The sequence below is a fragment of the Clostridium sp. AF22-10 genome, from assembly GCF_003478725.1.
GTDB lineage: Bacteria > Bacillota > Clostridia > Lachnospirales > Lachnospiraceae > Otoolea > Otoolea fessa.
In genome coordinates this window covers 208,050-232,931 of sequence record NZ_QUFZ01000002.1, presented here as the reverse complement: position 1 = coordinate 232,931, position 24,882 = coordinate 208,050, and the positions used below count along the sequence as shown (strand labels likewise).

The window sequence follows — 24,882 nt, the reverse complement described above, 5'->3', positions numbered from 1 at the left end:
ATGGGAGATAAGAAAAAGGGTTTTTTCAGCCGTCTGGTAGAAGGGCTGACGAAAACGAGAGATTCCATTGTAAGCGGAATTGATTCCGTATTCAGCGGTTTTTCCGCGATCGATGATGATTTCTATGAGGAGATCGAAGAGACGCTTATCATGGGCGATCTAGGTATCCAGACGACGATGGCGATCGTCGAGGATCTCCGGAAAAAGGTAAAAGAAAACCACATCAAGGATCCGGCAGAGTGCAAGGATCTTCTGATTGCCAGCATCAAGGAACAGATGGATCTGGGCGAAAATGCCTACGAATTTGAAAACCGCAAGTCGGTTGTGCTGGTGATCGGCGTCAACGGCGTCGGGAAGACGACCTCGGTCGGCAAGCTGGCGGGTCAGTTAAAGGATCAGGGCAAGAAGGTCATTCTGGCGGCGGCGGATACATTCCGTGCGGCAGCGATTGAGCAGCTGACGGAGTGGGCAGGACGCGCGGGCGTTGAGCTGATCGCCCAGCAGGAAGGTTCTGATCCGGCAGCTGTTATCTACGATGCGATCGCGGCGGCAAAATCAAGAAATGCCGATGTGCTGATCTGCGACACGGCAGGTCGTCTGCACAACAAGAAAAACCTGATGGAAGAGTTAAAGAAGATCAACCGGATCATCGACAAAGAATATCCGGACGCCTACCGTGAGACATTGGTTGTCCTTGACGGAACGACCGGTCAGAACGCGCTTGCACAGGCAAAACAGTTTATGGAGGTGGCAGATATCACCGGCATCATCCTGACGAAGCTGGATGGCACGGCAAAGGGCGGTATCGCGGTTGCGATTCAGTCCGAGCTTGGTATTCCGGTTAAATACGTCGGAATCGGCGAGAAGATCGACGATTTACAGAAATTCGATGCGAATGATTTCGTCAATGCACTGTTTAAGAGAAATGAAGCATTGACAGAGAATGAATAAAGCTCTAAAAATAGCTGAGCATGCCACGGCTGAAACTGGTTTGGCGGAGAACAAATCTGCTTAAGCCGTAGATTCAGATAAACAGGACACACCCGGCAGACTGTCTGGTCAGAGAACCGACAAAAGCAGGGCGCATTCTGAGAAATACGGATAAATGGAGGAAAGACAATGAGTGAGACAATAAAGGAAGAGACAGCAGAGGCAGTACAGGCTGAGCCACAGGGACTGACACTGGAGAAATTCGAAGAAGCAACTGAGGTTGTCAGCAAGGTTATTTCCGAGACAAAACTGGTTTACAGTGAATATTTTTCGAATTTGACCGGCAATAAAGTATATTTAAAGCCGGAAAATATGCAGTATACAGGTGCTTACAAGGTAAGAGGTGCATTTTATAAGATCAGCACCCTAAGCGATGAGGAGAAACAGCGCGGTCTGATCACCGCATCGGCTGGAAACCATGCACAGGGCGTTGCATACGCGGCAAAACTGGCTGGCTGCAAGGCAACGGTTGTTATGCCGACGACCACGCCGCTCATGAAGGTAAACCGTACCAGAAGCTATGGCGCAGAGGTGGTTCTTCACGGCGATGTATTCGATGAGGCGCTGGCATATGCAAATGAGCTGGCAGCGGAGCACGGATATACCTTTATCCATCCGTTCAACGATCTGGACGTAGCCACCGGTCAGGGAACCATCGCGATGGAGATCATCAAAGAGCTTCCGACCGTTGATTATATTCTGGTTCCGATTGGCGGCGGCGGACTCTGTACCGGTGTTGCAACGCTGGCAAAACTGCTGAATCCGAAGATCAAAGTGATCGGTGTAGAACCGGCAGGCGCAAACTGTATGCAGGAATCCCTGAAAGAAGGAAAAGTAGTGACTCTCCCGAGCGTCAACACAATCGCGGATGGTACTGCCGTTAAACGCCCGGGCGATCTGCTGTTCCCGTACATCCAGATCAATGTGGATGATATCATCACCATCGAGGATTCCGAGCTGATCGTGGCATTCCTTGATATGGTAGAAAACCACAAGATGATCGTTGAGAACTCCGGTCTTCTGACTGTGGCTGCTCTGAAACACCTGAATGTGAAGAAGAAAAAAGTCGTATCCATCCTGAGCGGCGGCAACATGGACGTGATCACAATGGCATCCATCGTACAGCATGGTCTGATCCAGAGAGACCGCGTATTTACCGTATCGGTACTGCTGCCGGATAAGCCAGGCGAACTTGCAAAAGTCGCAACCCTGATGGCAGAAGAACAGGGCAATGTCATCAAATTGGAGCATAACCAGTTTGTCAGCATCAACCGCAACGCAGCAGTGGAGCTGCGGATCACCGTTGAGGCGTTTGGTACGGATCACAAGAATAGGATAGTGGAAGCGCTCAAGGAGGCAGGCTACCGTCCGAAGCTGGTAAAATCCAAAAATATCTATGATGTCTAAGGTGGAAATGAAAAGCAGTGTAGATAGAGCAGACAGGGGAGAATTGAAATGAAGCGGGAGAAATATGAGCCGGTGTTAAAAAATATTTCCTATTTTATAAAATGGGTGGAAGGCGCGATTGTGATTGGAATTGTGAGCGGCTGCATCGGCACGGCATTTGGAAAATGCGTCCTATGGGTGTCGGCATTCTTTCAGAGCCACCCGTGGATGGTCTTTCTGCTGCCGCTCAGCGGTCTTCTGGTTCTGGGCGTTTACCATGTGCTGGGAGAGGATAATAACCGGGGCACAAATATGGTGATTGAATCGATCTATTCGAACACAGAGATCAGTTTTGCGACTGCCCCGGCAGTCTTTGCAGGAACGCTTCTGACGCATTTGGGCGGCGGTTCTGCCGGACGCGAGGGCGCGGCGCTGCAGATGGGAGGAAGCATCGGAACCCAGATCGGAAAATGGCTGAAATTTGATGAGAAAGATAAGAAGATTGCGGTCATGTGCGGCATGAGCGGTGTATTTGCCGCCTTGTTTGGCACACCGATGGCGGCGGCGATCTTTTCAATGGAGGTTATCAGCATCGGCGTTATGTACTATGCAGCGCTGGTTCCGTGTGTCTTTTCTGCCTTTACGGCGGCGGCGCTGGCGAGGTTCTGGGGACTGATGCCGGAGCAGTTTGCGATTGGTGCGGTTCCGACGTGGAGTATTGAAACAGCGATCGTGGCTGTCGGTCTGGCGGCTGGCTGCGCGCTGGTGTCGGAGCTTTTCTGCATCACGCTTCACACAACGGAACATCTCTACAAAAAATATCTTCCATCGCCGGTCTGGCGGATTCTATCCGGCGCGGCGATTGTGATTGTTTTGACGCTTCTGACCGGTTCGACCCGCTACAACGGAAGCGGCGTCTCCCTGATTGAAAAATGTTTCGAAGGCGAGGGACTTCCATGGGATTTCCTGATGAAAATTCTCTTTACGACGGTTACGCTGGAGGCAGGCTTCAAGGGAGGCGAGATCGTGCCGACCCTGACGATCGGCGCGGCGTTTGGCAGTTTCTTTGCATTTCTCTTTGGACAGCCAGTCGGTCTTATGACCGCCTGCGGTATGCTGGGACTCTTCGTGGGAGTCACAAACTGCCCGATCTCAACGCTTCTGCTGGGCTTTGAGCTTTTTGGCTATGAGGCGATGCCGTTTTTCGTGCTGGTGATTGCAGTCAGCTTTAGTTTCTCTGGTTATTACAGCCTGTATGCGAGTCAGAAATTTATCTACTCGAAGACGAGGACGGAGTTTATTAACCGGAAGACGAATAAATAGGTGGAAAATGCTCACCATAATTTTGATTTTTTACTTTTGAATACCACAAAAAGGGTTCCAATTTATCTTTGGAACCCTAAAATGTCATGCTTTAAAGAAATTCATGAATCTACGTGCTCTATCATGATTTATTCATGAAAATCCTGCGGTTTCTCATCACGGAAATCGAGCAGGGCGCGCGGTGCAACCTGCAGAACACCTGCAATATCAAAGAGACTCTCTAAGGAAAGACTCGTTTTCATGTTCGGTGCCTCGATGTTAGATATATGAGTCCGGCTTAAATCGGTCGCCTCTGCTAAAGCCATCTGGCTCATGCCGCGGAGTTTGCGGTAATAAGCGATGTTGAGACCTATCTGACGGTAATATTTTTCATAACGGTTTGTCTGCTGCTTGTTAATTTGTTTTTGATCGATTGCTGTCATATTTTTCAAGTGCCTCCCCGATCCGAAAGAATCATGCGTTATTGTTATTTCAGAGATAATAAATAATTACAACTGATATAACTATTGTAGCTGGAAATTGATTTTTATCAAACAATATAATGATTCAAATTTGCAATGTTATAAAATGCATATCCAATAAAATAATGCACATACATGGATTGCACCTAGGAAGGTTGTTAAATAATGCACAGAAAAAGATTGCAGAGGATAAGTGCAGATAAATAATGAGAAGCTGGGGGCAGAATGAGAGCGGCGGGAAAAGGTGAAATAGAAAAAGAAGTAAAACGGGCACTAAAATTTGGAAAAAAATGAAAAACAGGGCGAAGAATCCGTATACAGAAAGGCGTTTGGGGAAAATGATGAAAGGATGCACAGGATTTACGAAAATTCTATCGCACATTCGGATTTTTTGTGGTAGAATATCTTTGATAAGGTGACGCGGCTTTTTACGGTCATCACAGATAAAATGTACATCAGAACGTACATATAGACAGGGAGAACCGAATTATGGAATTAAAGCGGGTATTACTGAAGCTGAGCGGAGAAGCGCTGGCAGGCGACAAGAAAACCGGGTTTGATGAAGCAACGGTCAAGGAAGTAGCCAGACAGGTTAAGACGGCGGTCGATGACGGAATCGAAGTAGGTATCGTGATCGGCGGCGGAAACTTCTGGAGAGGCCGCCAGAGCAATGCAATCGATCGGACCAAGGCGGATCAGATCGGAATGCTGGCAACGGTCATGAACTGTATTTACGTGTCGGAGATCTTCCGGAGCGAGGGTATGATGACACAGATTCTGACACCATTTGAGTGCGGTTCCATGACGAAGCTGTTTTCAAAGGACAGAGCCAATAAATATTTCTCAAAGGGTATGGTCGTATTTTTTGCAGGTGGTACAGGCCATCCGTATTTCTCAACTGATACCGGCGTAGCGCTGCGTGCGATTGAGATGGATGCAGACTGCATTCTTCTGGCCAAGGCGATCGACGGCGTCTATGACAGCGATCCGAAGATCAACCCGGATGCAAAGAAGTATGATACGATCACGATTCAGGAGGTGATCGATAAGCAGCTGGCGGTCGTAGACCTCACAGCTTCCATCATGTGTATGGAAAATCACGTTCCGATGGCAGTATTCAGCCTGAATGAAAAAGACGGAATTGTAAATGCAATGCGCGGAAAAATTAACGGTACAGTGGTTACCGCATAACTAGGAGGATTTTATGCAGGAGAGATTAAAAGTTTACGAAGAGAAGATGAATAAGTCCTATGACGCACTGCTGAATGAGTATACATCCATTCGTGCTGGACGTGCGAACCCGCATGTACTGGACAAAATCAAAGTAGATTACTACGGCGCACCGACCCCGTTACAGCAGGTGGCAAATATCTCTGTACCGGAGCCGCGTATGATTCTGATCCAGCCGTGGGAGAAGAAGCTCATTAAGGACATCGAGAAAGCGATCCTGACTTCCGATCTGGGTATCAACCCGAACAACGATGGAAGTGCAGTACGCCTGATTTTCCCGGAGCTTACTGAGGAACGCCGTAAAGATCTGGCAAAGGATGTTAAGAAAAAGGGCGAGGGCGCGAAGGTTGCAGTCCGCAATATCCGCCGTGATGCAAACGACCTGTTAAAGAAGCTGGAAAAAGGCGGCGAGATCACCGAGGATGAGCTGGCAGATGGCGAGGATCAGATCCAGAAGCTGACTGACAAGATGATCGCAAAGGTTGATAAAGCAGTAGAAGAAAAAACAGCTGAGATCATGACTGTATAAAAATACAATAGAGTTTAAATGTAAAAATCAGGCTGCCTCAAGCAGGGCTGGCCGGCATTGCAGATGCGGATGGCCGGCTGGTCCTGTTTTCTGGCTATTAAGGGAATATTATGGAGGAAAACTGGATGGAAAGGGACATCGAAAACCTGGTAATTCCGCAGCATGTCGCCCTCATTCTGGATGGCAACGGCAGATGGGCGAAGAAGAGAGGTCTTCCGAGAACCGTAGGTCATAAACAGGGGTGTGTGACGGTTGAACAGACGGTTGAGGATGCAGCGAGACTGGGAATCCGTTATCTGACGGTATATGGTTTTTCAACGGAAAACTGGAAGCGTTCTGCTGAAGAAGTAGGGGCGCTGATGCAGCTCTTCCGTTTTTATCTGAAACGGCTTTTAAAGATTGCCAAGAAAAATAATGTAAGAGTCAAAATGATCGGCGACCGCACGCGCTTTGACAGCGATATCATCGAGGGCATCAACCGCCTGGAAGACGAGACGGCGGCAAACACGGGCATGACCTTTGTGATCGCAGTCAACTACGGCGGCAGAGATGAGATCACGCGCGCGGTGCGCCATATGATGATGGACTGTCAGGACGGAAAGCTGGTGCCGGAGAACGTGACAGAGCAGACCGTTGCGTCCTATTTAGATACGGCGGGCATCCCGGACCCGGATCTTCTGATCCGCACCAGCGGCGAGATCCGCCTGTCCAATTATCTGCTGTGGCAGCTTGCCTACAGTGAGATTTATATCACGGACTGCCTGTGGCCGGATTTCAACCGCGACGAGCTTATAAAGGCAATTGAGCAGTTCAATCAAAGAGACAGACGCTTTGGCGGAGTCAAGGCATAAGGAGGAGTTGCCATGTTCAGAACGAGGCTGATAAGCGGGATTGTGCTTGTAGCACTCGCGATTTTACTGGTTACAAAGGGCGGTGTCCTTCTGTACTGTGTGACCGCCGCGATCTCCCTGATCGGTATGTTTGAGCTTTACCGGGTTATGGGGATTGAGAAAAAAGCGCCGGGCATCGCCGGGTATCTGGCGTGTCTGGGATATTATGGGCTGGTGTGGTTTGAAGGGCAGCATTATGTGACGCTGCTTGCGATTGCAGCCCTGATGGTGCTGATGAGCATTTACGTGTTCACGTTTCCGAAATATGGGACCGAGCAGATTACAGTAGCATTTTTCGGCATTTTTTATCTGGGAATTATGCTTTCCTACCTGTATCAGGTGCGGGCAATGGCGGATGGAAAATACCTTGTCTGGCTGATCTTTTTAAGCTCCTGGGGCTGTGACACCTGCGCATACTGCGCGGGAATGCTCCTTGGAAAACACCGTCTGGCACCGGTTTTAAGCCCGAAAAAATCGATCGAGGGCGCCGTCGGCGGTGTGGTCGGATCGGCTCTGTTAGGCTGCATTTATGCATATTTCTTCGGTGTGAAGATGGACGAGGTCAGCAATCCGATGGTGGCATGCGCGGTGGCGTGTGCGATTGCGGCGGTCATTTCCCAGATCGGGGATCTGGCGGCGTCGGCGATCAAGCGGAACCACAATGTCAAGGATTACGGAAACCTGATTCCGGGACACGGCGGCGTGCTGGATCGGTTCGACAGCATGATTTTTACGGCACCGGCGATTTATTTTGCACTGACGTTTTTACGATAAAACGAAAGTATGTATGAAAATACAGAAACAGGAGAATAAGAAATGAAAAAAATTGCGATACTTGGATCAACCGGATCGATCGGAACACAGACATTGGAAGTGGTCCGGGCGAATAAAGATATAGAAGTAACGGCTCTGGCGGCTGGAAGCAATATTGATCTTCTGGAGAAACAGATCCGGGAGTTTTCTCCGAAGATCGCGGCGGTCTGGAACGAGGAAAAAGCAAAAGAACTGAAAGACCGTGTGCGGGATCTGGATATCCGTGTTGAGAGCGGCATGGATGGACTTCTCGCAGTGGCGACAGAACTGAGTGCGGAGATTGTGGTGACAGCGGTGGTCGGCATGATCGGCATCCGCCCGACAATCGCGGCGATGAATGCCGGAAAGGATATTGCACTTGCAAACAAAGAAACTCTGGTGACGGCGGGGCATATCATTATGCCGTTGGCAAAAGAGAAACATGTCCGCATTTTGCCGGTGGACAGCGAGCACAGCGCGATTTTCCAGAGCTTGAACGGCGAGACGGGAAATAAGATCCACAAGATTCTCCTGACAGCGTCCGGCGGACCATTCCGCGGATGGACGAGAGAGCAGATGAAGGGTGTGCAGGTTGAAGATGCGCTGAAACATCCGAACTGGACGATGGGACGCAAGATCACGATCGACAGTTCCACGATGGTAAACAAAGGTCTGGAAGTTATGGAGGCGAGATGGCTTTTTGGCGTGGAGATGGATCAGGTGCAGGTGGTTGTGCAGCCGCAGAGTGTGATTCATTCAATGGTAGAATACGAGGACGGCGCGGTAATAGCGCAGCTTGGCACGCCGGATATGAAGCTTCCGATCCAATATGCGCTGTATTATCCGGAACGCCGCTTCCTGGCGGGCGACCGGCTGGATTTTGCAAAGCTGGCACAGATTACCTTTGAAGCGCCGGATTTTGAAAATTTCCACGGGCTTTCCCTGGCATACAAAGCCGGACGGCGCGGTGGCACGCTTCCGACCGTCTTCAACGCGGCAAATGAGCGGGCAGTCCAGAAATTCCTCGATCGCGAGATCGGATATCTGACCATCACTGATATGATTGAGGCGGCGATGGAACACCATACCGTGAAAGAGAATCCGACGGTTGAAGAGATTCTGGCAGCAGAACAGGAAACCTATGATTTTATAGAGAGCAGGTGGTAGATTGGTAAGTTTGCTGGCGGCGCTGATTGTATTCAGCCTGATCGTGCTGTTTCATGAATTTGGACATTTTTTATTGGCAAAACGGGGCGGAATCTGCGTCGTTGAGTTTTCACTCGGCATGGGACCGAGACTCTTCAGTTTTGTGAAAGGCGGGACGCGGTACTCGCTGAAACTGCTTCCGTTTGGCGGTTCTTGTATGATGCTGGGGGAAGATGAAGGGTATGATGCGCCGGATGAGGCGGAAAAAGGAAGTTCCTGCGATCAGAACCAGAGTCTGACAGATGGAAAAACGGAACGGATCCTGCTGCCTCCGGGCGCCTCCGGGACTTATTTTAATGCAGTTTCTGCCTGGACACGTTTTAAAGTCGTGGTGGCAGGACCCGTATTCAACTTCATTCTGGCGTGGTTTTGCGCCTTTTTCGTAATCAGCTGTGTGGGCTTTGACCCGGCATCGGTTGTCAGTGTCGAGGACGGCTATCCGGCACAGGAGGCGGGGCTGCAGGCGGGCGATACGATCGAGCGCTTAAATGGCACACGCACCTATCTGTACCGCGACGTGCAGACCTATCTGCAGTTCCATCCGGGAAAGAGTGTCACGGTGGAGTATGTGCGGGATGGGAAATCCCACACGACGCAGATGGTTCCGCGTTATTCCGAGGAGGCGGGACGCTATCTTATTGGAATCAGCGGCGGCGTTTACCAGAAACCGGCGTCTGTGATTCAGACAGCGCAGTATAGCTTCTGCGAAGTGCGCTACTGGATCCGTGTGACATTCAGCAGCCTTGGCATGATTCTGAAGCGGCAGGTCAGCTCGAACGATATCGCAGGTCCGGTGCGGATTGTGTCAATGATCGGCACGACGGTCAAGGAAAGCCAGAGCTACGGACTTATGATTGTGCTTGTCAATCTGGCAAATATGTGTATTCTGCTCAGCGCCAATCTGGGTGTCATGAACCTGCTTCCAATCCCGGCGCTGGACGGCGGACGGCTCGTCTTTATCATTCTGGAGATGCTGCGCGGCAAGCCGGTTGATCCGGAAAAAGAGGGCATGGTTCATATGGCGGGCATGGCGGCATTGATGACGCTGATGCTGTTTGTGTTGTTTAATGATATTAGAAATTTATTGTAATAATTCATGTAACTGTTCAGTAGGTCTGCGCATTTACTGCGCTGACCGTACGAAAACATGGGTCAGCAGGCAAAAATCCCATTGCCGTAGGCAATTTTTGATGGATTTTTGCGCGTGACTGTGAAGGTACTGAACAGTTACTAATTCATTTAATTCAAAGGCATGAAAGATTCGCTCGAAAAAGACCGGAAATTTCATGTCGGAGAAGAAAGGTTTGGGAGGAACGATATGGGATACCGGGACGAGACGAAAGTGGTGCAGATTGGAAAACGTCAGATCGGCGGCGGCAATCCGATTCTGATCCAGTCGATGTGTAATACGAAAACAGAGGATGTGGAGGCGACCGTCGAGCAGATTCTGGCGCTGGAGCACGCGGGCTGCGATATTATCCGTGTGGCAGTGCCGACAATGGAGGCGGCTGCTGCCCTGACGGAGATTAAACGCCAGATACATATTCCATTGGTGGCGGATATTCATTTTGACTATCGTCTCGCGATCGCGGCGATCGAGTGCGGCGCGGACAAAATCCGTATCAATCCGGGAAATATCGGTTCCAGAGAGCGGATCCAGGCGGTGGTTGACAAGGCAAAAGAGTATGGCGTGCCGATTCGTGTCGGCGTCAACAGCGGTTCTTTGGAAAAGCCATTGGTAGAGAAATATGGCGGCGTGACAGCGGAAGGACTCGTTGAGAGTGCGCTGGATAAGGTTGCCTGATTGAGCAGATGGGTTATGATAATCTGGTCATCAGCATCAAATCTTCGGATGTTATGATGTGTGTAAAAGCACATGAACTAATTGCAAAAAAGACTCATTATCCGCTGCATGTCGGTATCACAGAGGCGGGAACTGTGATTGCGGGCAATATCAAGTCAGCGGTCGGTCTGGGACTGATTTTGAGTCAGGGAATCGGTGATACGATCCGCGTGTCCCTGACAGGCAGCCCGCTGGAGGAGATCAAGTCGGCAAAGCTGATTTTGAAGACGCTGGGACTTCGTCGGGGTGGCGTGGAAGTTGTTTCATGTCCGACCTGCGGACGCACGCAGATCGACCTCATCGGTCTGGCAAACCAGGTGGAGACGCTGGTACAGGGATATCCGCTGGATATCAAGGTTGCCGTCATGGGCTGCGTGGTCAACGGACCGGGCGAGGCGAAGGAAGCCGATCTCGGTGTAGCCGGCGGTATCGGCGAAGGACTTCTGATACGAAAGGGCGAGATTGTGAAAAAACTGCCGGAGAGTGAACTTTTACCGGCGCTCAAAGCGGAGCTTGACCGGATGGTGGAAGAGAAAAAAGCAAAGGAATGATAGAATGAAAACATTTCTGGAGGTATTTCCAGATTTACATATTGCGGAAAATGTGCGGGGACTGCTTGAAATGGTCGGGATCGAGAAGATCTCGACGAACCGTGACCGGAGCGTGATCCGCGTCTACATCGACAGCCCGCGCCTGATGCACAAGCAGAGTATCTACGATCTGGAAAAAGGCATCAAGGAGCAGTTGTTTCCGGGCAAACGGGTGACGATCAAGATTTTGGAGAAATACCATCTGTCCAGCCAGTACACGCCGGAAAAACTCATGAATGTGTACCGGGACAGTATTTTGATGGAGCTGAAAAATTACAGTATCCTTCTTTATAATATGTTCCGTAAGGCGGAGATGGATTTTGAAGAAGAAGGATACCTGAGCTGTCGCTGGAGGACACGATGATCGTGCGCGATAAGGCACAGGAACTGGTGCGGATTCTGGAGAAAATCTTCACCGAGCGCTGCAATGTGCCAATGGTTGTGAAGACTTCCTACCGTCCGGTTGAGAAGAAGAATACTGAGCCGGAGATCATCTACATGAAGCCGCAGGCGGCAGGCGAGAGTGGCTCGGCAGGCGGAAGCGGCGCGGCTGCCGGGGCAGCAGGTGCCAATGAGGCGTATATGGAACCGTCGGGGGCAGAACCTGCCTCTGGCGGTGTCGATCTGCCATTTGACGAGGGAAAGACTGTTTTAAAACCGGTTGGTAAGCTGAAAGCCGGAGGGAATCCGGCAGGAGGCAGAAACCAGGCAGGCAGCGCAAATGCTGGATCTAGCAAGGGCGGCGAGTACCGCCGTTCGGGCTATATGAAGAAATCCGACAATCCGGATGTGCTGTTTGGGCGCGATTTCGATGAGGAGGCGAGCCCGATCGAGGAGCTGGAAGGCGAGGTTGGGCAGGTTGTCATCCGCGGAAAGATCCTGACCTGCGAGCTAAGGGAGCTTCGCAGCGGCAACACATTGTTTATGTTTTCGGTAACGGATTTTACAGATACAATCGGCGTCAAGATCTTTGCACGGGAAGATACGCTGGATGATTTGAAGATGGCGACCAAGGCGGGACAGTTTGTCCGCATCAAGGGTGTTGCCAACATTGATAAATTTGACGGCGAGCTGACGATCGGTTCGGTTTCCGGCATCAAGAAATGCGAAGATTTCACCAGCAAGCGGATGGACAACAGTCCGGTCAAGCGCGTGGAGCTTCACTGTCACACAAAGATGAGCGATATGGACGGTGTTTCCGAGGTCAAGGATATCATCAAACGTGCCAAACAGTGGGGCATGGACGCGATCGCTGTCACCGACCACGGCTGTGTGCAGGCATTTCCGGATGCGAACCATGCGGTCGATAAGGGCGAAAACTTCAAGATCCTCTATGGTGTTGAGGGCTATCTCGTCGATGATATGAAGGAGCTGGCGGAGAATGAGAAAGGACAGACGTTAGACCACACCTGCGTTGTATTCGATATCGAGACGACCGGTTTCAGCCCGATCAAGAACCGCATCATCGAGATCGGCGCGGTGCGTGTGACGGATGGAAAGATTGTGGACAAATTCAGCACATTTGTCAACCCGGAAGTGCCAATCCCCTATGACATTGAACAGCTGACAAGCATCAACGACGGCATGGTAATCAGCGCGCCGACGATCGAAGAGGTTCTGCCGGAGTTTCTGGCATTCTGCGAGGGTGCGGTCATGGTCGCGCACAACGCGTCGTTTGATATCAGTTTCATCAAAGAAAATGCGAGACGGCAGGGACTCACATTCCAGCCGACCGTTCTCGATACGGTTTCGCTGGCGCGTGTCCTGCTGCCGACCTGAACCGCTTCAAGCTCGACACGGTAGCGAAAGAGCTTAAAATTTCCCTCGAAAACCATCACCGGGCGGTCGATGATGCGGGGGCGACGGCAGAGATTTTTGTCAAGTTCATCGAGATGTTAAAGGCTCGTGATATCGAAAACCTGACGCAGCTCAACGAACTCAGCAAAATGACACCGGAAATGATCCGGAAGATGCCGACCTACCATATTATTATTTTGGCGAAGAATGATGTCGGGCGAATCAACCTGTACCGGCTGATTTCCCAGTCAAACCTGACGTATTTTGCAAAACGTCCGCGGATTCCAAAGAGTCTGCTGGCGAGCCACCGCGAGGGGCTGATTCTTGGATCGGCGTGCGAGGCGGGCGAGCTGTTTCAGGCGATTCTGCGCGGGGTTCCGGAGGAGGAACTGGGAAAAATAGCGAATTTCTACGATTATCTGGAAGTGCAGCCGCTTGGAAACAACGCATTTATGCTGCGGGATGAGAAAAGTTCGGTCAACACCTGGGAGGATCTGCAGGATCTGAACCGCAAAGTGATTGAACTTGGCGAACAGTGGAACAAGCTGGTCTGCGCGACCTGCGACGTACATTTTCTCGATCCGGAGGATGAGGTCTACCGCCGTATCATCATGGCGAGCAAGGGCTTTAAGGATGCAGACGATCAGGCACCACTGTATCTGCGGACCACCGAGGAAATGCTGGGGGAATTTGAATATTTAGGCAGCGATAAGGCGGAGGAGATCGTTATCACAAACACGCGCAAGATCGCGGCGATGTGTGAGCGCATTTCCCCGGTACGCCCGGACAAGTGTCCGCCAGTTATTCCGAATTCGGATGATACGCTGCGTACCATCTGCTACAACCACGCGCATGATATGTACGGCGATAAGCTGCCGAAGGTGGTAGTCGATCGGTTGGAGCGTGAACTTCACTCGATCATTTCCAATGGATTCGCCGTTATGTATATCATCGCGCAGAAGCTGGTTTGGAAGTCGAATGAGGATGGATATCTGGTTGGTTCGCGAGGATCCGTTGGTTCCTCGCTGGCGGCGACGATGTCTGGTATCACGGAGGTAAATCCGCTGAGCCCGCATTATTACTGCCCGAACTGCCATTATTACGATTTTGATTCCGAAGACGTAAAGAAGTTTTCGGGTATGGCGGGCTGCGATATGCCGGATAAGATATGTCCAAAGTGCGGAAAACCGTTGAAAAAAGACGGGTTCGACATCCCGTTTGAGACGTTCCTGGGATTCAAGGGCGATAAGGAGCCGGATATAGACTTAAACTTCTCCGGCGAGTACCAGAGCCGGGCGCACAGCTATACGGAGGTCATCTTCGGAAAAGGACAGACCTTCCGTGCGGGGACGATCGGTACGTTGGCGGATAAGACAGCGTATGGTTTTGTGGCGCATTATTATGAGGATAAAGGAATCCGTAAGCGCCGGTGCGAGATTGAGCGCATCGTGTCCGGCTGCGTCGGCGTGCGGCGTACCACCGGACAGCATCCGGGCGGTATCATCGTACTGCCCCTCGGAGAGGAGATTGACACGTTTACACCGGTGCAGCACCCGGCGGACGATATGACGACACGCACCGTCACGACGCATTTCGATTACCACTCCATCGACCACAACTTGTTGAAACTCGATATTCTCGGACACGATGATCCGACCATGATTCGTATGCTGCAGGATTTGACGGGACTCGACCCGGTTAAGGATATTCCACTGGATTCGAAGGAGGTCATGAGTCTCTTCCAGAACACGGAGGCGCTCGGTGTCACGCCGGAGGATCTCGGCGGCTGTAAGCTCGGGGCGCTTGGCATTCCGGAGTTTGGTACAGACTTCGCGATGCAGATGTTGATCGATGCCAAACCGAAATATTTTTCGGATTTGGTGCGGATTTCCGGTCTGTCCCACGGTACGGATGTATGGTTAGGAAACGCGAAAGACCTTATCCTGAGCGGACAGGCGACGATTCAGACGGCGATCTGTTGTCGAGACGATATTATGATTTATCTGATTCAGAAAGGACTCGAAGAGGGACTCTCCTTCACTATCATGGAGTCTGTCCGAAAAGGAAAAGGACTGAAACCGGAGTGGATTGAGGAGATGAAAGCTCACGATGTGCCGCAGTGGTATATCGATTCCTGCCTGAAAATCAAGTATATGTTCCCGAAAGCGCACGCGGCGGCTTACGTTATGATGGCGTGGCGTGTGGCGTACTGTAAGGTATTTTACCCGCTGGCGTACTATGCGGCATATTTCAGCATCCGTGCGAGTGGATTTACCTACAAGCTGATGTGCCAGGGGCGCGATAAGCTGGAGTACCATCTGGCGGAGTACAAGAGCCGGTCGGATTCTCTTTCCAAGAAAGAGCAGGACACGCTGCGCGATATGCGTATCGTACAGGAAATGTACGCGCGCGGATTTGAGTTCATGCCCATCGATATTTACCGGGCAAAAGCCCGCAATTTCCAGATCATAGACGGAAAGCTGATGCCATCGTTAAGCAGTATCGACGGACTCGGCGAGAAAGCGGCAGACGCGATTGTTTTTGCGGCGGAGGACGGAAAGTTCTTGTCGAAAGAGGACTTTATCAACCGTACCAAGGTTACGAAGACGGTGTGCGATCTGATGGCAGAGCTGGGAATTCTGACGGGGCTGCCGGAGAGCAATCAGCTTTCGCTGTTTGATATGGTGATGTAAAAGAGCCGTACTAAAAAATGGGCTCAATTACTATATAATTATTTAAAAATAAACATATGAAGGAGAAGAAAAATGAAACGTTCAATGGAAACAACGTGCATCCAGGGCGGATGGCAGCCGAAAAATGGCGAGCCGAGAATTCTGCCGATCTACCAGAGCACGACCTTTAAGTATTCAACCAGTGAGCAGATGGGAAGACTCTTTGATCTGGAAGAAAACGGATATTTTTATACCCGTCTGGCAAACCCGACCAATGATGCAGTCGCAGATAAGATCCGTGAGCTGGAGGGCGGCGCGGCAGCAATGCTGACATCCTCCGGACAGGCGGCAAACTTTTATGCGGTATTTAATATCTGCGGCGCGGGCGATCATCTGGTCTGCTCGGCAACCGTATACGGCGGCACATCAAACCTGTTTGTCGTTACGATGAAAAAAATGGGCGTCGATGTTACGTTAGTTGACCCGGATGCGCCGGAAGAGGAGATCGAGAAGGCGATCCGCCCGAACACAAAGTGTATATTCGGTGAGTCGATTGCAAACCCGGCTCTGGTAGTGCTGGATCTGGAAAAATTTGCCCGGATTGCACACAGAAATGGTATTCCATTTATTGTAGATAATACGTTTGCAACTCCGATCAACTGCCGTCCGTTCGAGTGGGGCGCAGATATTGTAACGCATTCTACTACAAAATATATGGATGGACATGCGATGACCGTCGGCGGCTGCATCGTGGACAGTGGCAACTTTGACTGGGAGGCACATGCAGATAAATTCCCGGGTCTGACGACGCCGGATGAGTCTTACCACGGCATTATTTACACGAAGAAATTCGGTAAGGCGGCTTATATCACCAAGGCAACCGCACAGGTAATGCGTGATCTCGGTTCCATCCCGTCCCCGCAGAATTCCTTCTTATTGAATATCGGTCTGGAGACACTGCATCTGCGTGTGCCGCGCCACTGTGAGAATGCACAGAAGGTCGCCGAGTATTTACAGAGCCGTGAAGATGTGGCCTGGGTGAATTATCCGGGACTTGAAAATGATAAATACCATGCACTGGCGCAGAAATATATGCCGAACGGTACATGCGGCGTTATTTCTTTCGGCTTAAAGGGCGGTCGTCAGGCAGCTGGCGAGTTCATGGATAAGCTGAAACTGGCAGCCATCGTAACCCATGTTGCCGATGCGAGAACCTGCGTTCTGCATCCGGCAAGCCATACTCACCGTCAGCTCTCCGATGAGCAGCTCAGGGAGGCAGGCGTTGATCCAAGCCTGATCCGTTTGAGTGTCGGAATTGAGAATGTGGATGATATCATCGAGGATATCCGTCAGGCGCTGGAGGACTAAAATGCCAAGAATGGCGATATAACAGCTTTATGCCGGGTATCCGTGAGATGTTTCAATGCGGTTGTTAAAATGAGCGCTTACAACGACAGGTCAGTCGGGATGACACATAAATCTGTGTTAGTCTCTGGCTGACCTCTTGTTTTATTTGCAAAAATCTGTCATACTATGAGAGATGGCACTGTAGTTTTAAATGATATGGCAGATGCCCGATGAACAAGATAGAGAAATGGACTGGTAGAAAATGGAGAAAATACTTAAAAAATTGAAAAAACTGCTGCGTCTGATTTTCGGTCGTACCACGCTGGGAACGCTGTTTCTGCTGATACAGATTCTTGTGCTCTTTGCCGGGTTTGACTGGTTTAGAGAGTACCTGATCTATATGTATGGCGGATCTGCGATACTCAGTGCCCTGATATTGATCTATATTATCAGCGATGAAGGAAACAGCACGATCAAGCTGTCCTGGGTTGTGCCGATTCTGGTATTTCCAGTGTTTGGAACGCTGTTTTATCTGTTTTTGACGCTGCAGCCTGGCACGCACCGTATTAACCGGCGGATCGAGGAAGTTGGGACAAAACTGCGTCCGTACCTTTTACAGGATCCGGAGGTGCTGGCACACTATGAGAGCATCAGCGCCAGTGGCGGCAATCTCGTCCGCTATATGAACCAGTACGGACGTTTCCCGGCGTATGAAAATACGGGGGCACGTTATTTCCCGCTGGGAGATGATATGTTTCCAGTATTATTGGAAGAACTCAAAAAAGCGGAACATTTTATATTTATGGAATATTTTATCGTAGAACACGGAGTGATGTGGGATGCGATTTTACAGGTGTTAGAGACGAAGGCCGCCGAGGGCGTGGAAGTCCGATTTATGTATGACGGCATGGGAAATCTCTTCACGCTGCCGCACGGCTATGAGAAGGCGATGCAGGAGAAGGGGATTCAGTGCAAGATTTTTGCGCCGGTGCGTCCGGCTCTCTCGAGTTATCAGAATAACCGCGATCACCGGAAGATCTGCGTGATTGATGGTCATACTGCGTTTACCGGAGGCGTGAACCTGGCGGATGAGTATATCAACCAGCGGGTGCGCTTTGGACACTGGAAGGACACGGCAGTCCTGATCAAAGGAAAAGCCGTGGATAGTTTTACGATGATGTTTCTGCAGCTCTGGGATGTGACGGAGCGGGATGGCGAGGAGTACCGCCGATTTTTATGTCCGCCGGAATTTCATATGCCGGCGGGGATGGATTACGGCGGCTTTGTGATGCCGTATGCGGACAGCCCGCTCGACGGGGAAAATGTCGGCGAGTCGGTGTACCTCGATATTTTAGGGCGTTCACGCCGGTATGTGCACATCACGACTCCGTATCTGATTCTCGACGATACGACGCTGGCGGCGCTCAAGTTTGCGGCAAAACGCGGCGTGGAGGTCATTATTATCATGCCGCATATACCGGATAAGTTATATGCGTACCTGCTGGCTCGCAGCTATTACGCGGAGCTTCTGCGGGCTGGTGTCCAGATCTATGAATACACGCCGGGCTTTATCCATGCGAAGATGTTTACGAGCGACGATGAGAAGGCGGTGGTCGGAACGATCAACCTTGATTTCAGAAGCCTGTATCTGCATTTTGAGTGCGCGTCCTATTTCTTCCGCAATGCGGTTGTGATGGATGTGGAAGAAGATTTCCAGAAAACACTTGCAAAGAGCGAGCGGATCACTCTGGAAAGCTGCCGGAAGTATCCGTTTATCCGGCGGTTTGCGGGGAAGGCGCTGCGGATTCTGGCGCCGCTTATGTAGAACTTCAAAACGAGAGATATGGCATATTTATGTTTTCTTGAATGAAAAACAAGGATAAATAAGCAAAAAATGTGAGAGCAAATGACGAACAGGGAGAGATAAACGTATGGAATGGCACGATGGAAAACACCGCTGCCGCTGGGCGAATCCAAAGAATGAATTGTATATCCGTTACCACGACGAGGAGTGGGGAAAGCTGGTTCGGGATGATGCGAAGCTCTTTGAGATGCTGATCCTTGAATGCTTTCAGGCAGGGCTTTCGTGGGAGTGCATTCTCAATAAGCGGGAGGCATTCCGCGCCGCGTTCGATGAATTTGACCTGGACAAGGTGTGCGGTTACGACGAGGCGAAGGAGGAAGCACTCCGGACCGCCCCGGGAATTGTACATAACCGGCTGAAAATTCATGCCGCTGTCACGAATGCACGGATATTCCGGGAAATTCAGAATGAATATGGGAGTTTTGACGCGTATCTGACTCACTGGACAGGAGATGCGGTGATTCATGAGACAGGCAAGGTCAGCTCGCCGCTCTCAGATGCAGTGTCGGCAGATCTCAAAAAGCGTGGGATGAAGTTTGCCGGGACGGTGATTATTTATTCGTATCTGCAGGCGGTCGGGCGGATTGAGTCGCATGAGGATGGATGCTTTCTGGAATATAAGATGTAAAATAACAAGATGGCAGGTGCAGGAAAAAGGGCGTACCAGAAACATGTCGCAAGCGACCGCGCTTGGCGCGAGAATGTGCCAAGGCACATTCTTTTTCACGGGAGGACGGAGCGATGGATTCCGAGAATGCGAATAAGAGTAAGAAGAAAAAGACTTCAAACATAATACAGATCTGCATCGGCGTGCTGGCGGTTGTGCTGGCGGCACTGATTATCGTGATGATGGGAATTGTCTCCAGTATTCAGGGAACGGCGCGTGTGGTCAATTATGCGGGACTGGTGCGCGGAAAGACACAGCGTATCATTAAATTGGAAATTTCCGGTCAGCCGGAGGATGGTATGATTCAGGATATTGAGGCCTTCGTCGACGGTCTGCGAAATGGCAATGGCGAACTGGGGCTGGTGCGCCTTGATGACGGGGCGTTTCAGAGTAAGATGCAGGAGTTGGAGGAGTACTTTGCCGCGCTTCACTATGAAATCCTGCGTGTCCGAGAAGTCGGCTATGAGAATACAGAGATCATTGATAAGAGCGAGCGGTTCTTTGAAATCTGTGATGAGGCGACGGGACTGGCGGAGGCGTATTCCCAGAGGAAGGCATCCTCGCTGACGGTAATTGAAAAATATATCACGATTGATATTATTGTTCTGATGCTTCTGATTGGATATGAATTTATCAAGGCGGTGCGCTTTGCGGCGATGAACCGTGCGCTGCAGAAAAAGGTGTATTTGGACAAGGCGACCGGACTTCCCAATAAGAATAAATGCGAAGAATTGCTGGATGATCCGGAACCGGCGGCGGAGAATGTGGGAGTATGCAGTTTTGACCTGAATAATCTCCGCCGAATCAACAACAGCATGGGGCATGAGGCGGGGGATGCCTACATCAGGCGGTTCGCCGTCTGCCTGCGCGCGTCCATGCCTGCGGAACAGTTCGTAGGGCGGGACGGCGGCGATGAATTTATTGCCGTTACGCATGGTCTGGATGAGGAGGCCATGCGGGAATGCCTCACCCATGTGCGGGAGGCGATGACAGAGGAGTCAAAGGGATATCCGGATATGCCGCTCAGCTATGCGGTCGGGTATGCACTTGCCAGTGATTTTCCGGGCAGTACGATGCGGGAGCTTTTCAATTTTGCCGATAAAAATATGTATATCAACAAAAACCATGTAAAGCGCGAGGAAGCGGCAGCGGAAAAACGGCTGGATTTCCGCCTGCTCAAGCTTTTAAACCGGTTCGGGAGAAACTTTTCGGATTGTCTCTACTGCGACGCGCACATGGATACCTACCGGACACTCCGTGCCAGTGTTGATTTCTTCCTGGCGTCGGACGGAAGCTATTCCGGTGCGGCGGAGCAGATAGCAACGGAACGAGTGCCTCGTGCTGACCGCGCCTACATCCGCCAGAGTCTGCAGATTTCAAAGCTTTCCGGGAAGCTGCAGGCGGAGGGAGATCTACTTGAATTGCAGTATGACACTAACGATCAGGGACTCTACAGCCGCCTGACGCTGATCCCGGTAGATTGGGATGAGAAAGGAAAGCTGCATCATTTCCTGCTGGCATTTGAGACGATCCGGAAAAGTTCAGAAGGACGGGCAGATGCGAAGGAACAGCTGACGCTTTATTATGAACAGCTCAAACAGTCGATTCTGGAAAATGACAGCTATGTGGATGCACTCCTGGATCTGTCGGATATGATATATACAGTTAATTTGACAAAGGATCTTCTGGAGAAGGGTGTTGTTCTGAATGGAAAAGAAGAGAGATGCCGGGAGCTATTTATGGACTATCCGCTGCCGTGCTCTTACCGTGATTATTGCAGTGAATATATGAAGATGGTCACCCAGGAGACCTTGGGAAGCTATCGCATAGCAGATGATCCGGCTAAGCTTTTGAAGCGGTTTGAGGCAGGGGAGAAACATATTTCCGTGGAATACTGTATCCAGGAGGAGGATGGCACGATCTGCTGGGTACAGAAAACAGTTCTGATGACGCAGACGATCGTGTTTGATACGGAGCTTTCTTGTGAGATGCCGGTGGTTCATGCGATCATTCTTCTGCAGGATACGTCGCAGATGCACGCGCGGGATGAACAGGAGCACGCGCGCCTGCAGGCGGCATTTGATGAAATGCGGACGGCAAACCGGGCGAAAACAGATTTCTTAAGCCGCATGAGTCACGATATCCGGACACCGCTCAATGGCATTATCGGGCTTTTGAAAATCGATGAGGCACATTTTGATGATAAGGAGATGCTGATGGAAAATCACCGGAAAATGCAGGTGGCGGCGGGGCATCTGCTGTCCCTCATCAATGATGTGCTGCAGATGAGCAAGCTGGAAGAGGGAAAGATCATTCTGGCACATGATTATATTTCATTGGCAGAGATGACGCGCGATATCGTGAGCATCATCATCGAGCGCGCGGTAGATGCGGGCATTCAATGGGAGTATGATAAAAGAAAAGCGGAGATTCCGTATCCGTATATTTATGGAAGCCAGCTCCATCTGCGCCAGATTTTCCTGAATATTTATGGAAACTGCATCAAATACAATCGTCCGGGCGGAAAAATCAGTACCAGGGTGGAGGCGCAGGATGTACGGGACGGCTGGTGCGTCTATAGGTGGACGATCTCGGACACGGGAGTTGGCATGAGCCAGGAATTTCTGGATCACATCTTTGACCCGTTTGCACAGGAGAAAAATGATGCGCGTAGTGTTTACCAGGGAACTGGGCTTGGCATGACGATCGTCAAAGGGCTGATTGAACAGATGCACGGAAACATCGAGGTGACGAGTGAGGTCGGCATTGGAACGACGTTTGTGGTGGAAATTCCATTTGAGATTGCACCGCCGCCGGAGGAGTTCCCGGTTAAGGAAGCAGCGCCGTCAGGAGATATTCACGGTTTGAAGCTGCTTTTGGCGGAGGACAATGAGTTGAATGCAGAGATCGCGGAAACACTTCTGACCGATGCGGGTGCCCATGTCACGATTGTGAAGAACGGGAAGAAAGCAGTAGACTGCTTTGAGGCGGCACCTCCGGGGACGTTCGATGCGATTCTCATGGATGTGATGATGCCAGTGATGGATGGTCTGGCTGCGACACGCGCGATCCGGGCGATTCCGCGGGCGGATGCAAGGCAGATTCCGATTCTTGCCATGACGGCAAATGCCTTTGAAGAGGATGCCAGGCAGTGCTTGGCAGCTGGGATGAATGTGCATCTGGCAAAACCACTGCAGATGGATAAGGTGCTGGCGGCGCTCATGGAGTGCTGCGGCAAAAAGAGGGATCTATAAAGTTTGGAAAGGGCGAAAAGGAACGCAGGCGGTACAGGTATGAAAGCAATCTCTATTTACACGATTACCCGAAATCAGAATACGGAATACCTTCAAAAGCTGGAACGACAGCTTTCGGGGCGGGATGTGTTTCTGAAAATACGGGAATGGGAGCTGGACAGCATGAAAGCGCTTGTTTCGGAGTTGGAGAGACATATGCAGGCGGTGTACGCACTGCGTTTTTTCTATTCGTTTCAGATTCCGAGACTGGGGAAAGAGTTTGATCTGCTTCAGATCAAGGAAGAACAAATTTTAAACCTTGAATTAAAGAGCGGACAGGTGTCGGATGAGGCGATCCGCAAGCAGCTCATACAAAACCGGTATTATCTGGCGGCGCTGGGAAAGCCGATTCGTTCGTACACTTATATTAGCAGCCAGAACCGCCTGGTGCGTCTGACGAATCATGACCGCATTGTGGAGGCGGACTGGGAACAGCTCTGCTGGGATTTGCAACAGGAGAGTGCTGATTATCCAGGTAATATCGAAGACTTGTTTCAGGCGGAGCTGTACCTGATTTCGCCGCTCACAGAGCCGGGACGGTTCTTAAAGAAAGAATATTTCCTGACATACCAGCAGAGGGATATTGAACGCCAGATTTTAAAGAAAATCCGGGCAGACCGGACGGGATATTTCTGGTTTACCGGGCTTCCGGGGACGGGAAAAACGCTGCTTTTATATGATATTGCGATGAAACTCTCCGGGCGGCAGCGGGTGTGCATGATCCACTGCGGTGAAGCGGGAAAAGAGTGGAAGGTGCTGCATGAGCGGCTGCGGCGGGTGGAGTACCTGGCGGAGGATAGTGTTCAAACGGGAACGGAAATCAGGTTTGAAGCATACAGCGCGATCTTAGTAGATGAGGCACACCTTCTGTCGCCCAATACATTGGAAATTTTGCTGGAGATCGGCAAAACGCGTCCGATTATTTTTTCCAGTAACTGTGAGGATATGATTTCGCCGGAAGAATTGGAACTGGGTGCAATAAAGCTCTTGGGGGAGCAGCCGGGAATCCAGACATTCCACCTGACGAATCGGATCCGTGCGAATGCAGAACTTTCCTATTTTATACAAAATATGATGCACCTGCCGCACGGACGCGGAATGCGGCGCTATCCCCATGTCGCGGTGGTTTATGCCAACGATGAGTCAGAAGCAGCTAATTTGCTGAATGATTACATCCGTCAGGGATATGAGTGCCAGGAATCCGATTGGCAGGAAAAACTGGAAGAGCAATCCGATTCTGCCGTAGAAATACAATCTCGCCATACGCGAGAAGTCGATTGCATGGTGCATCGGCTGGATGGGCGCTATTATTATGATGAAATGGGATATCTGCGCTCGACGGAGCGCGATGTGAGGCATCTTTTTTATCAGCTCAGCGAGGCAAAAGAAGAGCTGGCGCTGGTGGTGATGGGAAATGAGAAGCTGTATGGAACGCTGCTGAACTTGTTTTAAGGTGTTTTGAAGGAAAAGTTTTATATAAAATGTTGGAATGTGTTCAAAAAGCATATTTCCAACATTTTTTGTCGTTCATTATGCTAAGGACAAGAAAAAAGCCTCAGGCAGACACCTGAGGCCAGTTAAACTCGATTTAGGCTCTTTCAACTAAACCGGATCTTAAGCAAGAAGTACATACATACATCTTCTGAGCTCCGCCATTAGTTTTAACCTTAACAGACTTAACGTTAGCTTTCCACATTTTGTTAGATCTTCTATGTGAATGACTCACTGCATTACCAAAATGAGCAGCTTTCTCGCAGATTGCACACTTAGCCATCGTAGCACCTCCTTAACCGATCATTGGACTTCCTATTAAAATCCATAACAAAGGTATAATAGCAGAAAATAGGAAAATATGCAAGTGAAAAACCAAAAAAAATAAAAAAAGTTTTCGACAGATGTCTATTTTCTATTTCCTTTTTAACGTGGGTGGTGTATAATATACGCGTAAGCCATGAGTCATGCGGATAAAAAAGGCTGAAAAACGGTGTTGTGCTTGCACATA

The 24,882-nt window shown here is 50.4% G+C and carries 16 protein-coding genes and 2 pseudogenes; 16 read left to right on the top strand and 2 right to left on the bottom strand.

The window, feature by feature from the left end:
- The 3 genes from ftsY (at position 1) to DWX91_RS02485 (ending at position 3,699) form a co-directional block, all read left to right on the top strand.
- Positions 1-951: a signal recognition particle-docking protein FtsY gene (ftsY, locus tag DWX91_RS02495; RefSeq protein WP_106999771.1), complete on the top strand. Its 951-nt coding sequence runs from the start codon at positions 1-3 to the stop codon at positions 949-951.
- A 168-nt stretch (positions 952-1,119) separates the two neighbouring features.
- Complete coding sequence (ilvA, locus tag DWX91_RS02490) at positions 1,120-2,397, top strand: threonine ammonia-lyase (RefSeq protein ID WP_118472292.1); 1,278 nt, start codon at positions 1,120-1,122, stop codon at positions 2,395-2,397.
- Between the two features lie 48 nt (positions 2,398-2,445).
- A complete protein-coding gene (locus tag DWX91_RS02485; RefSeq protein ID WP_118472293.1) occupies positions 2,446-3,699 on the top strand; it encodes a chloride channel protein in 1,254 nt (417 codons plus the stop codon).
- A gap of 128 nt (positions 3,700-3,827) precedes the next feature.
- On the opposite strand, the gene DWX91_RS02480 is transcribed toward DWX91_RS02485, so the two are convergent.
- Entirely contained in the window at positions 3,828-4,121 is a 294-nt protein-coding gene (locus DWX91_RS02480; RefSeq protein WP_022360458.1) for a helix-turn-helix domain-containing protein, read from the bottom strand.
- A 528-nt stretch (positions 4,122-4,649) separates the two neighbouring features.
- On the opposite strand from DWX91_RS02480, the gene pyrH reads away from it, so the two are divergent.
- From pyrH to DWX91_RS02415, 13 genes and pseudogenes are all read left to right on the top strand, one after another.
- A complete protein-coding gene (gene pyrH, locus DWX91_RS02475) occupies positions 4,650-5,351 on the top strand; it encodes a UMP kinase (protein ID WP_106999774.1) in 702 nt (233 codons plus the stop codon).
- A gap of 13 nt (positions 5,352-5,364) precedes the next feature.
- Positions 5,365-5,919 carry a ribosome recycling factor gene (frr, locus tag DWX91_RS02470; RefSeq protein ID WP_022360460.1) on the top strand — a complete coding sequence of 185 codons (555 nt, stop codon included), beginning with the start codon at positions 5,365-5,367 and terminating at the stop codon, positions 5,917-5,919.
- Positions 5,920-6,044: 125 nt separating this feature from the next.
- On the top strand, positions 6,045-6,770 hold the full coding sequence (locus DWX91_RS02465; RefSeq protein ID WP_117795278.1) for an isoprenyl transferase: 726 nt from the start codon (positions 6,045-6,047) through the stop codon (positions 6,768-6,770).
- Positions 6,771-6,782: 12 nt separating this feature from the next.
- Positions 6,783-7,583: a phosphatidate cytidylyltransferase gene (locus DWX91_RS02460; protein WP_118472294.1), complete on the top strand. Its 801-nt coding sequence runs from the start codon at positions 6,783-6,785 to the stop codon at positions 7,581-7,583.
- 42 nt (positions 7,584-7,625) lie between these two features.
- On the top strand, positions 7,626-8,768 hold the full coding sequence (locus DWX91_RS02455) for a 1-deoxy-D-xylulose-5-phosphate reductoisomerase (RefSeq protein ID WP_117795280.1): 1,143 nt from the start codon (positions 7,626-7,628) through the stop codon (positions 8,766-8,768).
- 1 nt (position 8,769) lies between these two features.
- A complete protein-coding gene (gene rseP / locus DWX91_RS02450; RefSeq protein WP_117795282.1) occupies positions 8,770-9,897 on the top strand; it encodes an RIP metalloprotease RseP in 1,128 nt (375 codons plus the stop codon).
- Between the two features lie 228 nt (positions 9,898-10,125).
- Positions 10,126-11,201, top strand: a pseudogene (ispG, locus tag DWX91_RS02445) (flavodoxin-dependent (E)-4-hydroxy-3-methylbut-2-enyl-diphosphate synthase).
- Positions 11,202-11,205: 4 nt separating this feature from the next.
- Positions 11,206-15,730, top strand: a pseudogene (locus DWX91_RS02440) (PolC-type DNA polymerase III).
- A gap of 72 nt (positions 15,731-15,802) precedes the next feature.
- Complete coding sequence (locus DWX91_RS02435) at positions 15,803-17,077, top strand: O-acetylhomoserine aminocarboxypropyltransferase/cysteine synthase family protein (RefSeq protein WP_117795288.1); 1,275 nt, start codon at positions 15,803-15,805, stop codon at positions 17,075-17,077.
- A gap of 262 nt (positions 17,078-17,339) precedes the next feature.
- The gene (gene cls / locus DWX91_RS02430; protein WP_347560922.1) at positions 17,340-18,881 is read left to right on the top strand and encodes a cardiolipin synthase; all 1,542 of its coding nucleotides are present in this window, start codon (positions 17,340-17,342) and stop codon (positions 18,879-18,881) included.
- Between the two features lie 106 nt (positions 18,882-18,987).
- Positions 18,988-19,548, top strand: coding sequence for a DNA-3-methyladenine glycosylase I (locus DWX91_RS02425; RefSeq protein ID WP_118472299.1), 561 nt, complete (start codon positions 18,988-18,990; stop codon positions 19,546-19,548).
- A gap of 113 nt (positions 19,549-19,661) precedes the next feature.
- Positions 19,662-22,841 carry an ATP-binding protein gene (locus DWX91_RS02420; RefSeq protein ID WP_118472300.1) on the top strand — a complete coding sequence of 1,060 codons (3,180 nt, stop codon included), beginning with the start codon at positions 19,662-19,664 and terminating at the stop codon, positions 22,839-22,841.
- A gap of 39 nt (positions 22,842-22,880) precedes the next feature.
- Entirely contained in the window at positions 22,881-24,332 is a 1,452-nt protein-coding gene (locus DWX91_RS02415) for an AAA family ATPase (protein ID WP_118472301.1), read from the top strand.
- A 136-nt stretch (positions 24,333-24,468) separates the two neighbouring features.
- Here DWX91_RS02415 and rpmB read toward each other — a convergent pair whose 3' ends face one another.
- Entirely contained in the window at positions 24,469-24,654 is a 186-nt protein-coding gene (gene rpmB, locus DWX91_RS02410) for a 50S ribosomal protein L28 (protein WP_003504147.1), read from the bottom strand.
- Positions 24,655-24,882: the final 228 nt, after the last annotated feature.